General features: G+C 43.4%; 11 protein-coding genes. 3 read left to right on the forward strand and 8 right to left on the reverse strand.

The genetic code is table 11. The annotated features are described in order from the left end of the window. The first annotated feature begins 49 nt into the window (after window positions 1–49). Window positions 50–1,615 (forward strand): ArnT family glycosyltransferase, encoded by a 1,566-nt coding sequence (locus tag BUC07_RS02235; protein ID WP_073164879.1) that lies wholly within the window; start codon window positions 50–52, stop codon window positions 1,613–1,615. A gap of 6 nt (window positions 1,616–1,621) precedes the next feature. On the opposite strand, the gene BUC07_RS02240 is transcribed toward BUC07_RS02235, so the two are convergent. The 3 genes from BUC07_RS02240 to BUC07_RS02250 all read right to left on the reverse strand — a co-directional run bounded on the left by BUC07_RS02240 (window position 1,622) and on the right by BUC07_RS02250 (window position 4,713). Further along, window positions 1,622–2,371 (reverse strand): glycosyltransferase family 2 protein, encoded by a 750-nt coding sequence (locus BUC07_RS02240; RefSeq protein WP_073164882.1) that lies wholly within the window; start codon window positions 2,369–2,371, stop codon window positions 1,622–1,624. 69 nt (window positions 2,372–2,440) lie between these two features. Then, window positions 2,441–3,781, reverse strand: a complete 1,341-nt coding sequence (locus BUC07_RS02245) for an ABC transporter permease (protein ID WP_073164885.1) — start codon at window positions 3,779–3,781, stop codon at window positions 2,441–2,443. A 14-nt stretch (window positions 3,782–3,795) separates the two neighbouring features. Further along, window positions 3,796–4,713, reverse strand: a complete 918-nt coding sequence (locus tag BUC07_RS02250; RefSeq protein ID WP_073164887.1) for an ABC transporter ATP-binding protein — start codon at window positions 4,711–4,713, stop codon at window positions 3,796–3,798. A 517-nt stretch (window positions 4,714–5,230) separates the two neighbouring features. Here BUC07_RS02250 and BUC07_RS02260 point away from each other — a divergent pair. Both BUC07_RS02260 and BUC07_RS02265 read left to right on the forward strand, forming a co-directional pair. Continuing rightward, window positions 5,231–6,265 carry an HNH endonuclease domain-containing protein gene (locus BUC07_RS02260; RefSeq protein WP_073164893.1) on the forward strand — a complete coding sequence of 345 codons (1,035 nt, stop codon included), beginning with the start codon at window positions 5,231–5,233 and terminating at the stop codon, window positions 6,263–6,265. Continuing rightward, complete coding sequence (locus BUC07_RS02265) at window positions 6,262–7,140, forward strand: HIT domain-containing protein (RefSeq protein ID WP_073164895.1); 879 nt, start codon at window positions 6,262–6,264, stop codon at window positions 7,138–7,140. The genes BUC07_RS02260 and BUC07_RS02265 overlap by 4 nt, the downstream gene beginning before the upstream one ends. A gap of 7 nt (window positions 7,141–7,147) precedes the next feature. Here BUC07_RS02265 and BUC07_RS02270 read toward each other — a convergent pair whose 3' ends face one another. From BUC07_RS02270 to BUC07_RS02290, 5 genes are read right to left on the reverse strand one after another with little or no spacing between them, the layout of a single operon-like run. Next, on the reverse strand, window positions 7,148–7,759 hold the full coding sequence (locus tag BUC07_RS02270) for a c-type cytochrome (RefSeq protein ID WP_073164898.1): 612 nt from the start codon (window positions 7,757–7,759) through the stop codon (window positions 7,148–7,150). After that, window positions 7,746–8,939 (reverse strand): hypothetical protein, encoded by a 1,194-nt coding sequence (locus BUC07_RS02275; RefSeq protein WP_073164901.1) that lies wholly within the window; start codon window positions 8,937–8,939, stop codon window positions 7,746–7,748. Before BUC07_RS02275 ends, BUC07_RS02270 begins: the two co-directional genes overlap by 14 nt. Next, the gene (locus tag BUC07_RS02280; RefSeq protein WP_073164903.1) at window positions 8,936–9,457 is read right to left on the reverse strand and encodes a DUF3341 domain-containing protein; all 522 of its coding nucleotides are present in this window, start codon (window positions 9,455–9,457) and stop codon (window positions 8,936–8,938) included. The genes BUC07_RS02275 and BUC07_RS02280 overlap by 4 nt, the downstream gene beginning before the upstream one ends. A gap of 2 nt (window positions 9,458–9,459) precedes the next feature. Beyond that, window positions 9,460–10,851: an NrfD/PsrC family molybdoenzyme membrane anchor subunit gene (gene nrfD, locus BUC07_RS02285; RefSeq protein WP_073164906.1), complete on the reverse strand. Its 1,392-nt coding sequence runs from the start codon at window positions 10,849–10,851 to the stop codon at window positions 9,460–9,462. A gap of 15 nt (window positions 10,852–10,866) precedes the next feature. After that, complete coding sequence (locus tag BUC07_RS02290; RefSeq protein ID WP_073164909.1) at window positions 10,867–13,803, reverse strand: 4Fe-4S dicluster domain-containing protein; 2,937 nt, start codon at window positions 13,801–13,803, stop codon at window positions 10,867–10,869. Between the last annotated feature and the right edge of the window lie 17 nt (window positions 13,804–13,820).

The raw sequence follows: 13,820 nt of genomic DNA on the forward strand, positions 1-13,820 counted from the left end.
GTTGGTTTCTTTTTCAACTGCAAAATTATAGCTAAATCAAAATGTTTTTATGAAAACAAATATTTTTAAATCAAAATGGTTCGGGAATCTTCTGTTTCTGTTGGTTTTTGTGGCTATGTTTTTTTACTACGGATTGCATGAATCAATGTTTTATCCACCTCAGTCTGTTCATGTTTGGCGGCAAACAAATTGTCTTTCGTTAACTCAAAATTATTATCAGCACGACCTTCCATTTCTGCAACCAGAAATGCATAACCAGTTTGGAAACGGCGGAACTTCCGGTAAAGCCGTGGGGGAATTCCCGATCATATATTATTTGGTTGCCCAGCTTTGGGATTTTTTCGGAAATCATGAATGGGTATTTAAACTGGTTCAAATTCTTATTTTTTTTACGGGGATGCTGGCTTTATTCTCCACATTAAAATACCTGTTTAAGAATTATTTTTGGGCAATTTTTGTCAGTTTACTTGTGTTTACTTCGCCCATGATTGTTTTTTACGGGCCCAACTTTTTACCCGATGTGCCGGCTCTTTCGCTGGTATTTATTGCCTGGTATTTCGTGATTCGCTTTACAAGAAAACGACGGCAGCACAATCTTTGGTGGTCTGCTTTGTTTTTCTGCCTTGCGATGCTGTTAAAAGTGACTTCAGCCATTTCGTTTATTGCACTTGGCGGATGGGTTGTTTTCGAGTTAATCTTTCAGCAAAATCAGCAGCGCATATTTAATTTTAAGATAAAGCATTTTTTGCCATTTATACTTTTCCTCTTACCTGTTATTGCCTGGTATTTTTATGCCGATTATTACAATTCGGTCCACAAGGGTCATTTCTCGGTACATGGGATATGGCCAATATGGAATATTACCGAGGAGAATTTTTTAAGAGTAATTGACGTTCAACGAAAAATTTATTTCAAGCAGTTGTTTTGGCCTGTTACTCAATATTTAACAGTTGGTATCTGGTTGTTTTTGCTGATTACCATCAAGAAAATGAAACCGGTTTACCGCTATTTTATCCTTATTTTGCCGGCCGGATTTATTATGCAGGTGCTGTTCTGGTTTCAAATTCTCGATTACCACGATTATTACCTGATTAACCTTGTAGTTGTGCTTGTAGCTATCTGGACAATTTTCATCGTTCAGTTCAGAACATTTAATTTGAACCGATACGTGAAATATGCAGTTTACGGATTTTTTACGTTGTTTTTTGTTTGGAATGTGATAACCTGCCGGGATCATTTGCAAATTCGTTACCGGGGCTGGATGAATGCACCGTTCACAAAATACCACAAAGCGCTGCTGGAACTTGAACCCTTGTTTAAAAGGTTGGGAATAAGTAAGGATGATAAAGTCATTTCGTTGCCTGACACTTCCATCAATTCAACTTTGTATTATATGAACAGAAAAGGTTATACAACTTTTGGCAGCGATTTTTCAAAGAAGGAAACTTTTTACAGGCGGATTGAACAGGGAGCAAAATATCTGATTGTAAATGACTCAACCATTTTGTCTTCTGAAGTTTTGCAACCATTTATTAAAAACAAAATTGGCGAATTTGAGAATGTTTCTGTGTATGATATCCGTAATATAAAACCGGAAAATCAACAACCCAATTAATCAGGATTATTTGTTGTATTTCAGATAGTTGTATTTTGCAATTCCCCACTTCTGCAACCTGAACTGCACCGAAGTTCTCAATACTCCAATGCCGTATATGCTACTGCTTTTCAGGCTGATGCTCGAGGCGTCGTCGAAATATTTGGTGGGACAGGTAATTTCGGCAATTTCGTAGCCGGCGTAGCATATTTGCGCCAGCATCTGGTTATCGAACACAAAGTTGTCGGAGTTGGCATTGTAATTAACAGCTTCCAAAACTTCGCGGGTAAATGCCCGGTAGCCGGTGTGGTACTCCGAAAGTTTGGCATTCATCAGAATGTTTTGAATAAAAGTAAGCCCGCGGTTGGCAATGTATTTTATCAGCGGCATGCCGCCTTTCAGTGCGCCTTTTCCCAGAATCCGGGAGCCCAACACCACGTGATACAATCCGCTGGCCAGCAAATTTGTCATTGCAGGAATCAGCTTTGGCGTGTACTGGTAATCGGGATGGAGCATAATCACAATGTCGGCACCCAGCTCGAGCGCTTTGTTGTAGCACGATTTCTGGTTGCCTCCGTAGCCTTTGTTTTGTTTGTGCTCCACAATGTGTTTAATGCCCAGTTTTTTCCCGACCTCAATGGTGTTGTCGTTGCTCAGGTCATCCACAAGAATGACATCGTCCACTATCGAAAAATCAATTTCGTTGTAGGTTTTTTCCAGCGTTTTTGAGGCGTTATATGCAGGAAGAACAACGATTACCTTTTTGTTTTTAACCATCTCCGATTTGGTTTTTGCGTGTAAAAGTAACAAGAAAATAGCAGATGCCGGACTTCCTGAATTGTCCTTTCAGCTTTTGTAACGCAGCCACTTTATTAACTCTTTGATATTTACCTTTTTGCCGTACATCAGCAAGCCGGTTTTGTAAATTTTTGCAGCTACCCAAATTGCACCCAGCGTAGCCAGTAGTAGCAAAAACATGGAGAGCAGCAGCTCCCAGGTTGGTATTCCGTAGGGGATGCGGGCCAGCATGGCCACCGGCGAAGTAAACGGTATCATTGAGCCCCAGAACGCCACCGGTCCCTCCGGATTGCGTGCAATGGGGAATAGCAGCATGATGGAAATAATAAGCGGGAAGGTGATGGGAAGTACCATTTGCTGCGAATCTTCGTCGTTATCAACAGCTGCACCAACAGCTCCCAGCAGTGAACTGTACATGAGGTAACCGGCCAGGAAATAGAAAACAAAAGTAAAAAGTATCAGGCCGAGGTTCAGGTTGCCAACCATCTCGAGTGCTGCGGTAACCTGGCTTTGGGCAGCATCCTGATTCATGGCCGGGCCCATCGATTGCCGGCTTTCCATCAGGCTTTGTCCCATTTGCTGAGCACTTTCGGGCGTAAAAAAGCTTTGCATGGCGGTTAAAACAATCATTCCAACTACAACCCAAATGGCTACCTGGGTGAGGCCAACCAGTGCGGTGCCTATTATTTTCCCGGCCATCAGCTGAAACGGTTTCACCGACGAAATAATCACTTCCACAATGCGGTTTTTCTTTTCTTCCATTACGCTGCGCATAACCATGGAACCGTACATGAAAACAAAGAAGTAGATGATGAATCCCATGGCGTAACTGGCAATGAATGCCACTTCAGAAGAACTTTGTGTGGCCTCGCCGGTTTCCGATATTTTCAGGGTATTTAATTTTACCGAAGTTTGGGTTGCTGCCAGGCGATCGTCCAAATCGGGGATGCCTGCTTCGTCAATAACTTTCTGACGTTTGTCTTTTTCGATGAACTGGCTCAGCCGGCGTTGAATTTTTTCGGTCAGTTCAATGGGCACCTGCTTTGCAGAAATAAGTTGCGCTGTTCCGGCCGAATAAATATTTTCAGGAATATACAACAATGCATAAAACTCGCTGTTTTTCAGATCCGATTTCAGTTCCGAATATTCTTCTTTCGGAATAAAATGAAATTTGGTGTACTCATCCTGTTCCAGTTCTCCGAGGAAAAGGGCCGATTCGTCGAAAACAGCAATGGTGCGTTCCTGTTTATCGTTGTTTACCGATAACAGGATGATGAGGGCAAACATCCCCACAAAAAGTAACGGCACCAGCAGTGTGAGTATAATAAACGATTTTTTCTTAACCCGTTTGAAATATTCTTGTTTTAGTATCAGAATTGTTTTGTTCATTTTTTTTTGGTTTATTATTTGTCTTCCTCAACTGCTTTAATGAAAACATCATTCATGCTTGGAATTATTTCTTCGAAAGCCACAATTTCGGCAACCGGAATTAACGCCTGCAACAACTCGTTGCTGGTTCCGCCGTTTAAATGCTGAATGCGTATCCGGTTGGCTTTTTCATTTTCGGTGTGTTCCAGAATTTTGACCTGGAACCCCAGCGTTTGGTCCACTTTTTTGAAATCGCCTTTGTATTTCACTTCAAAAATGTTCGATTTGTATTTTTCGCGAATTTCATGGGTTGGGCCGTCCACAATTTTTATTGATTTGTTAATGAGTGCGATGTGGTCGCAAAGTTCTTCCACCGATCCCATGTTGTGGGTAGAGAAAATGATAGTTGCCCCTTCGTCGCGCAATTGCAGGATTTCCCTTTTTAGCAGATTGGCATTTATGGGGTCGAAACCGCTGAAAGGTTCGTCGAAAATAAGCAGCTTTGGCTCGTGCACCACAGTGGTAATAAACTGCACTTTTTGTTGCATTCCTTTCGAGAGCTCTTCAATCTTTTTGTTCCACCAGTCCATGATTTCAAACTTCTCAAACCATTTTTTCAGGTTGGCCACGGCCTCTTTCCGGCTGAGTCCTTTCAGCTGCGCCAGGTAAATGGCCTGTTCGCCAATTTTCATTTTTGGGTAGAGGCCGCGTTCCTCGGGAAGGTAGCCAATATGCGCCACGTCGGATGTCCGCATGCGCCTTCCCTGCAAACGAACCTCGCCGGTGTCGGGAGCTGTAATCTGGTTGATTATTCTGATGAGAGTGGTTTTTCCCGCCCCGTTGGGTCCCAGCAAGCCAAATATACTTTGTTCGTTTACTGAAATGCTCACATCGGTAAGTGCCCGGGTATCGGCAAAAACTTTGGTAACATTGTTCGCGCTGAATAATTCCATTCTGAATTTTTTAAATGGGTATAAAATCGAACGGTGAAATTACATGCTTTTTTTTAATCCTCCATAAAAAATTCGGCTCAATCATGCCTTCATCCCGAATAGATTGAAACGGTTTGTCAACCGGGAATTTCCCCGCTGCATAATTGTAAGATTTATTTTTAAGAATCTGAGCTGGTGGCTTTAAGTTCACCTGCTCAATTATTTTGGTTTATCAATCTGAAAGAACCAAATCTATCCTATGCATTGGAGTTTAGTTGTGTTTTTAGTCATCGGATGAGCGTTGATTGACGAAGGTTGATTACTTTCAACTGATGTACTTTTACCCAGAACTCATCCGATAACGTTCTATTCACCGTCGGTGTCGCTCGGAGCGACGCCGACGGTTTATTAGTACTGAAATTATTCAGCAATTTCTGTTTGCAATGTTTTTTTACTGAAAAGAAAATCAGTCATAAAAATAAAATTGATAATTTTGGAAGAATAGAGTTTGAATAATCTGAATGTAAGCCAAATAAAAATGAACCTACCAATTTCTAAAGAATTACCAATCGAAAAGCTGGCAGCTTGTTTTAATAGTACTTCAGCAACCTACAAATTTTATTGGTTATTATCTGTTTTGCAGGAATTAGAGTATGGAAATGTAAAAATTCTCAAAATAAATATTTTTGCCCGAATGATTTCAACCGCCTGGTACACGGTTAATTATTTTAACGTGTCATTTGGCAAGCAGGATTTAATTCAAGCGAACACTCGTTTGATAAAGGAAATGGAAAATATTCCTGTTGATAAACCTCAGCAGTTTGTTTACAGCCAAATTATTAACTCTCAAAATCCTCAAACGAAAAAATTGCTCTGGCATTTTAACAAATATGTACCTCACCGATTTTTAAGTCCCTGGTTTATTGGAAAGAATGAAAAATATATTTATGCCGCGTCGCAATCATTCAATAATAAGTGTTTGTATGCATTGCATGAAGATTACATTGAAATCAATGAGAAATGGAAGGATTATCTAATTACCAATTCAAAAATTTTGAAAGATTTCTGTTACTGGAATTTATCATTGTTCTTGCAGGCCAGAAACCCCAGTGTTCCGGATATTCCCAATAAATTAATCAAACCACCTTCAAACAGACAACTTTCAAAACAAAGAAATAATTACTGGAATATCGTCTTTCAAGAATTAGGCACAATAAAATGTATTTATACAGGAAAAGACCTTACTTCTGAAAATTATGAGGTTGAACATTTTATTCCGCACAGCTTCGTTTCGCACAATTTAATCTGGAATCTGTTGCCTGCAGATCCATCATTTAACAGTACCAAAAGCAATAAACTTCCTTCGCTTGAACGGTACTTTGTGCCATTTTTTGAAATACAGAAAACTGCTGTTGAGATTATTAATAAGAAAGACCCCCGAAATATATTTCTACAGGATTATCTTGTTATATTACCAGATATTGAAAACAGCTTTACTGAGGTAAGATTTAAGGAAGCTTTTCAGCCATTAATTACCATTGCTTCTAACAACGGATTTGAATTTATGGAATGAAAAATACGAACCCATATAATCATCTGACAGCCAAAGAACGCGACAAGCTTAGCTACCCTGCCAGAATTTTATTAAACCAAAACAAAATTAAAGGCAGAGTACTTGATTTTGGCTGTGGACTTGGGAAAGATGTTGAGGTATTAAAATCAAAAGAAATTGAAATCACTGGTTTCGACAAGCATTATTTTCCTGAATATCCGGTTGGGAAGTTTGACACAATTTTGTGTTTTTATGTTTTAAATGTTTTGCTTCCTGAAGAACAAACCAATGTTTTGATTGAAATTTCGAGGCTTTTGAAACCAACTGGGAAAGCCTATTTTGCAGTTAGGAGAGATATTAAATATGAAGGATTCAGAACACACAAAATTCACCAGAAGCCAACTTATCAGTGTATTGTTAAACTTGGTTACAAATCGATTTTCAGAAATGAAAATGTTGAAATTTATGAATACAGGCATTTTAATCAAATAAAAAGAAAAAATGTAACCTGTCCGTTTTGCAATCCTGATTCGGATAGAGAATTGATTCTTGAATCCGCAACGGCTTATGCCATTTACGATAAATTTCCGGTGAATAACGGACATGCCTTAATCATTCCCAAAAAACACTGCTCCGATTATTTTCAACTTTCGTTTAAGGAGCAGTCTGCCTGTTGGTTTGTATTAAATAAAGTCAAAGAAATAATTACTGCGAAGTTTAACCCAGATGGGTTTAATGTGGGAATAAATGTTAACCGAGTGGCCGGACAAACGATTGACCACGTTCATATTCATTTGATTCCCCGCTACTCAGGCGATGTTGAAATACCTGAAGGAGGAGTTCGTGGTGTTATTCCGGCAAAACAGCGTTATCCTAAAAATGATGTGATAAAGTAAAGATATTCTATTCCGCACTTTCACTTTCTTCTTCCGGCTCCGGGGTCTCGGATTCCGGCACTCCCTCTTCCTGCAAATGCCGGATATAATTCACCAGCTGCCAGGTATCTTCCACCGAAAGCTGCGGTCCGTGTGCGCCCATCACACCAAATCCTGCGCGGATGTTGTGGAATAATTGTCCGTCGGTTTTATTCATCGCGCGTTCGTCGTGGTAGTTTGATGGTGGAATAGGATACTTCTTGCTGGTGAAAAGGTGACCCTGTCCGTCGCCGTTTTCGCCGTGGCACATAAGGCAGTACTGGTCGTATTTTTGTTTGGCCCTATCCATATCAAAATCATCGGCCAGCGGGTTCGCCAGCGTGGCGGCTTTGAGTTCATCTTCGGGCGTTTTTTCAAAATTAAAGGCATATTCATGCGTGGCCACTGTGCCTTCCACGGGGCCCGTCATTGTTTTCCCCTCGGGCATGTTCGGATTTTCGCTCCAGGTTTCATAAGCCTGCGAGTGCTCCATGTCGTTAAAATAACTCCACCCCGGTTCATTGCGGTCCTCGTCACATGACATTAAAAATGTCATCGCAACAACAACGCCCATCCATTTTTTAGAATTAAATATTTTCATAGCTCGAACTTTCAATTGCATAAGGATGATTTTCAGGTACAGGTTTCGCTTTTCCAAAAGAGATAAAAAACAGGGTCAGAAAAACGGCGAGGTAGAAAAACGGCAGGCCAATTTCCAGCAACCCGATGGATGCATTTTCGTGTCCCACTGCGCCCGGCATTATGGCGAGGTACAAATCGAGGTAATGACCCAGCAGCACTACCAGCGAAACAATGGCCAGGTAAAGTGGCTGCCTTTTCGAGCCTCTTGTCATCAGCGCAAAAAACGGGACCACGAAATTTATAATCAGGTTCATGTAAAAAAGGGTTTTATAATTGTTGACCCTTTCCACGTAATACACCGTTTCTTCGGGAATGTTGCTGTACCAAATGAGCAGGTACTGGCTGAGCCACAAATAAGCCCAGAAGATACTGAACCCGAACAGGTATTTGCCCAAATCGTGCAGGTGCTCCTTGTTCACATTGGGAAGGATATTGAATTTTTTAAATGCGATAGTAATCAAAATGATAACCGCAATGGCCGCCACAAACATTCCTGAAAAAATATACCAACCGTAAAGCGTGCTGAACCAGTGGGCATCGATTGACATGAGCCAGTCCCATGCAGCAGTTGAACTGCTGATGGCAAAGAAAACAATAAACCAGCCCGAGGTGGCGCGCAACCTGCCAAGATATTTATCGTGAGGTTCAAAATCATTTTTCACTGAAATTTTTCGCAGATACCAGGCAAAAAAGCTCCACAAAATAAAATACACAGCAAACCGTACCATCCAGAATGGCATGTTCAGGTATGGCGTTTTTTCCTGGAGAATGCGATCGAGGTGTTCGGTATGTGTCCATTCAAAAAGGTCTTTCAGCCCGGGAAAGGCCAGTACAAAGAAAATAGCGGCAAACGGTATGGTAAGGCCCATGGATTCCATAACACGCTGGAAATTGATTTGCCAGGTGGACTCACCCAACGTATTCACTGTCCAAAAGAAGAGCGCCCCCAGGCCCAGAAATAAAAACATCAGGGCATTCATCCATAAATTGGCCCAAATACGTTCTGATGGCAATTGTTGCACAAAAACGGCAATTAGAAGGGCGAGCAGTCCGATTCCTGCCGCAATTCCGAGATACGTTTTCAGTTTTTTTCCAAATTTGAATGGAACCGGTTCAGGTATATTTTGTTTTTCCATCATTTTTTTGTGTTAACTTGTTTCACATCGAGCGCTCCTGTTGCTTCCAGGGCCTCTGCAAGTTCAGTTTCTGATAGCGTATTGTCTTTTTCTGAAAGAATAATTTGAAAATGATCATTGGTCACTTCTTCGTCCAGAATATCAGGAATGGAGCCGGGCCCCAGGTTGGAGCGAAGCAAAAAAGCAATTCCCATGGCAAAGGCAGCAAACAGTACAGTTATTTCAAAGGTTGCGGGAATAAACGAAAGTATGGAGCTGTAAGGTTTGCCGCCAAAGTTAAGCGGCCATCCTTCGGTAAATACCCAGTATTGAAATGAGAACATGAGAACAGCGCCAATTACACCGGCAATAAATGCAACTTTGGGTAAATGCGAGCGCCGCAGTTTCAGCACCGTATCCAAACCATGAACGGGGAAAGGTGTCCGCACATCAGCTATGTGAATGCCTTTCTCCTGAAGTGCTTTTACCGCTTCCAGCAAATCATGATCATCGGTAAAATGTCCGTAGATTATATTTTTCATAACTACTCGTTTTCAGGTTTTGATTTTTTTGACGACTTGCGAATAAACTTCCGGGCCGATGACTTGGCTACCGATTTCACCTCGGCCAGTGCAATTACAGGGAAAATCCTGATAAAAAGGAAGAAAAGGGTAAAGAACAGCCCGAATGTTCCCAGGAAAATGGCAACTTCAACCCAGGTAGGTTTATACATCGACCAGCTTGAAGGCAGGTAATCGCGGTGAAGCGAAGTGACTACAATAACAAAGCGCTCGAACCACATTCCAATATTGATGAAAATGGAAAGAATAAAAGTGAATGTCAGGTTCCGGCGCAGTTTTTTTATCCAGAGCAATTGCGGGGAAATCACATTACAGGTCATCATTATCCAGTAAGCCCAGGCATACGGGCCCATTGCCCGGTTTATAAACGCGTACCGTTCGTATTCCACGCCGCTGTACCAGGCCATAAAAAGTTCGGTAATGTAGGCGATTCCCACAATGGAACCGGTGGCAATAATCACTTTGTTCATCGATTCCACGTGCCCTACGGTGATGTACTCCTGAAGGTTGAGTGCCCGCCGGGTTACAATCATTAGTGTGAGCACCATGGCAAAACCGGAAAATACAGCCCCTGAAACGAAGTAGGGCGGAAAAATAGTGGTGTGCCAGCCGGGAATTACCGAGGTGGCAAAGTCGAAACTCACAATGGTATGTACCGACAAAACCAGCGGAGCAGCCAATCCGGCCAGAACAAGGCTCATCGATTCGTGACGCTGCCAGTGGCGTGCCGATCCTTTCCAGCCAAAACTTAAAAAGTTATATGCTTTTTTCTTCCAGAGGGTTTTCATCCGGTCGCGAATTGTGCCTAAATCGGGTATCAAACCCATGTACCAGAAAAGCAGCGAAACAAGCAGGTAAGTGGTAATGGCAAACACGTCCCACAGAAGCGGGGAATTAAAGTTCACCCACAATTCACGGGTGTTGGGATATGGAAATATAAAGAAAGCCAGTGGCAAACGCCCCATGTGGATAAGCGGGAAGAGTCCGGCGCACATCACGGCAAACAGCGTCATGGCTTCGGCAGCGCGGTTGATGCTGGTACGCCATTTTTGCCTGAACAGCAATAGGATAGCCGATATAAATGTACCGGCATGGCCGATACCTACCCACCACACAAAGTTGGTAATACTCCACCCCCAGCCGATGGTGCGGTTTACCCCCCAGGTTCCAATTCCAAACCATACTGTATAAGCAATGGCGGCAAACCCGGCCAGCATAACCAGTGCAGAAATGCCAAAGCCCAAAAACCATAGCTTGCCCGGTTTGGCCCGGACAGGGGCCATCACATCGGAGGTAATATTTTCGTAGCTTTTTTCACCGTTTATCAGCGGCTCTCTTACCTGTGATACTTGCATAATATTGTGGTTAGTTTAGCTTTTATTTCTGATTTTAGTTAAATACCCCACACTTGGTAAGGTGTGCAATTCTTCCAGCAAGTGGTAGTTTCTCGGGTCTTTCATCATTTTTGACACCTTGCTGTTGGGATCGTTCATATCGCCAAAGACGATGGCATCCGACGGACAAGCCTGCTGGCATGCCGGTTGCAATTCTCCGTCCTCCAACTGGCGACCTTCATTTTTTGCCGTAAGCTTCTTTTCCTGAATGCGCTGAACGCAGAATGAGCATTTCTCGATAACACCTTTGGCCCTGACGGTTACATCAGGGTTGTGGCGCATTCTACTCAAATCCATTGTCAAATTCGCGGGGTCGTACCGGTTATTTGGAATAGCATCCGCCCCGGTATAGTCCATCCAGTTGAAACGGCGCACTTTATACGGGCAGTTATTGTTGCAGTAGCGCGTACCAATGCAACGGTTGTAGGCCATCTGGTTCAGCCCCTCGCTGGAATGGTTGGTGGCTGCCACCGGACAAACATTTTCGCAAGGCGCATTGTCGCAGTGCTGGCACATCACGGGTTGCCGTGCCACTTCCGGGTTTTCCACATCGCCATTGTAATAGCGGTCTATTCTAATCCATTGCATCTCATGCGCCCGCCTGACCTCTTTTTTGCCAACAACAGGAATATTATTTTCGGTGTTACAGGCCAGCACACAGGCACTGCATCCCGTGCACTTGTTCAGATCAATGGCCATTCCCCATTTGTGGCCTTTGTACTCATGTTTCTTGTATAAAGTGGTGTGGTGGTGTTTGATCTCTTCATGCATTTCGTTTCCTGAGGCGGGATCTTCTTTCCATTTGTCGTAGGTAGATTCACGAACAATGGGGCGGCCTTCCATTGATTGATGCCCCTGCACCAAAGCCATTTGTTCGAAATCTCCGGTTTTGGTAATGGTGAAACCGGGAACGGCAAACTGCCTGGATCCGTTTTCGACTTTTGCCAACGGATAAGCATTTACGCCGGTTATCAGTTTTTCCGGAATTCCATTCACGCGTCCGTAACCCACGGCAATGCTGATGGTTTTATCTGCCTGGCCGGGTTGCACAAAAGCTGGGATGGTGAGGTTTCCGAGTTGAATAACATCGCCGTTTTTAATGTCTTCCTGCCTTGCAACAGCGGGGGAAATGGATGCGTAATTGTCCCAGGCAATACGTGTTACCGGGTCGGGAACTTCCTGCAACCAGGGATTCAGCGGCCCGTGACCGGTTCCAATATTGACGTTTTCAACAAGTTCTATGGTAAATCCTTCTACCTGGTTTTCAGTATTAATTGTATTGAGTGAATTCCCAATTTCATCTGGGTTAAATGTGATACTTTCAGGAGTTGTTTCAAGCACCAGTTCTCCTTTTTTCAGGGTTTCCACCCAAAAGCGTTCCGTGTCGGATTGTTCGTTTTGCTGCGGGAAATAAGTGGAAGCCCAGTTGTTTTTGATGGTGTCAAGCCAGCTGGATTCGTCGCCCATCCAGGCCAGTAGCGATTCCTGTGCTTGTCGGGCATCGAAAAGTTTATGCAACGTAGGCTGTAAAATCGAAACAACACCAGTTTTATATTCTGCATCGTCCCAGCATTCCAGGTAACCTGGCGATGGTAGGACATACTGGCACAATTCGGTTGTTTCATCGGGTAAAGCACTGATGGCAACCGACAGCGGTGCTTTTTCTATTGCTGCTTTTATTTTTTCTGATTTGGGATGGTTGTAAACCGGGTTCACATCCCAGATAATTACTGCTCCCGGATTGGAGTTCACCAGTGTTTCCAGGCTTTTTTCAGACCCCCGGAAATGGTTGTATGTCCGTTCAAATTGAATGGTGTTTTCAATGTTTCCGAGTAGCTGGTTAATTCCATTTACAATCACCTGGTAATCGGGATTGTTGTCGCCGCACACCACCAGTGATTTTCCCTCGCTGGCTGCCAAATCGGCCACAACTTCATCGAGCTTTGTTGTAATTTCCTGTGGCGGCGTGGGAACATCAATCGCAGGTGCTCCTTTTTGCGTGGCCAATTGGTTATACAGGTAGGCCAGAATGCGACCATAATCGGAACGTTCGGCCCGGATTCGCACGTCGGCATTGGAACCTGTAAGCGACATACCCGCTTCAATCTGGTAGTGTTTGTTCAGGTTTCCGTCGCCGTTGAATAAATCGCGTCGTTTGGCATATTGCCCCGAAAATTCCACCGGCGAGAGCCAGGTTCCGAGAAAATCACAACCGACAGAAACAATGCAGTCGGCTTTATCGAAACGGTATTCGGGTAATGCATTTACACCGAAAGTCCTTTGGTTGGCTTCGCGGAAACCGTCCATGGGAATGGCATCGTATTGCTGCCATTCGGCGCCAAAAGTTTCTGCGAAATCGCCAATCAGTTTTTTTGTTGTCGGGCTGATGATGGTCGGTGTTAACAGGATAACCGGTTGTCCTTCATTTGCGAGTTGCCGCAGTTGCGAAACAATTTCACCGTCGGCAGTTTCCCAATCGATGGATTCCCCGCTTTTTTGCGGGTGCTGGTAGCGGTTGACATTATAAACGTCGAGCACCGAAGCCTGCACGCGTCCGCTGGTTCCTTGGGGTGTTACTACCGATTTTGGGTTGGGTTCCAGCTTTATGGGCCGGTTATCGCGAACTTTGACCAGCACATTGCAAAACTCGTTTTGGTTAAAATATGACGATGCATAGTAGGCGGCTTTCCCCGGTGTAATTTCTTCAGGTTTTATAAAATAAGGAATGGCCTTTTCAGCAGGGCGTTTGCACGATGCAATAAATGCTGCTGATGCGGTTCCCAGTCCCAGTACTTTTAGAAAATTTCTTCGCGATGTTGGTGAGGTTACTTCCTCTCGGCCTTTGGGAAGCCGCTCATCCTTAATTGGCTCAAATTCTTCCAGGATATGCCAGTATTTGTTTTCTTCACTCATCAGATTGTATTTTGAAC

This window comes from Tangfeifania diversioriginum, from assembly GCF_900141875.1.
Classification (GTDB): domain Bacteria; phylum Bacteroidota; class Bacteroidia; order Bacteroidales; family Prolixibacteraceae; genus Tangfeifania; species Tangfeifania diversioriginum.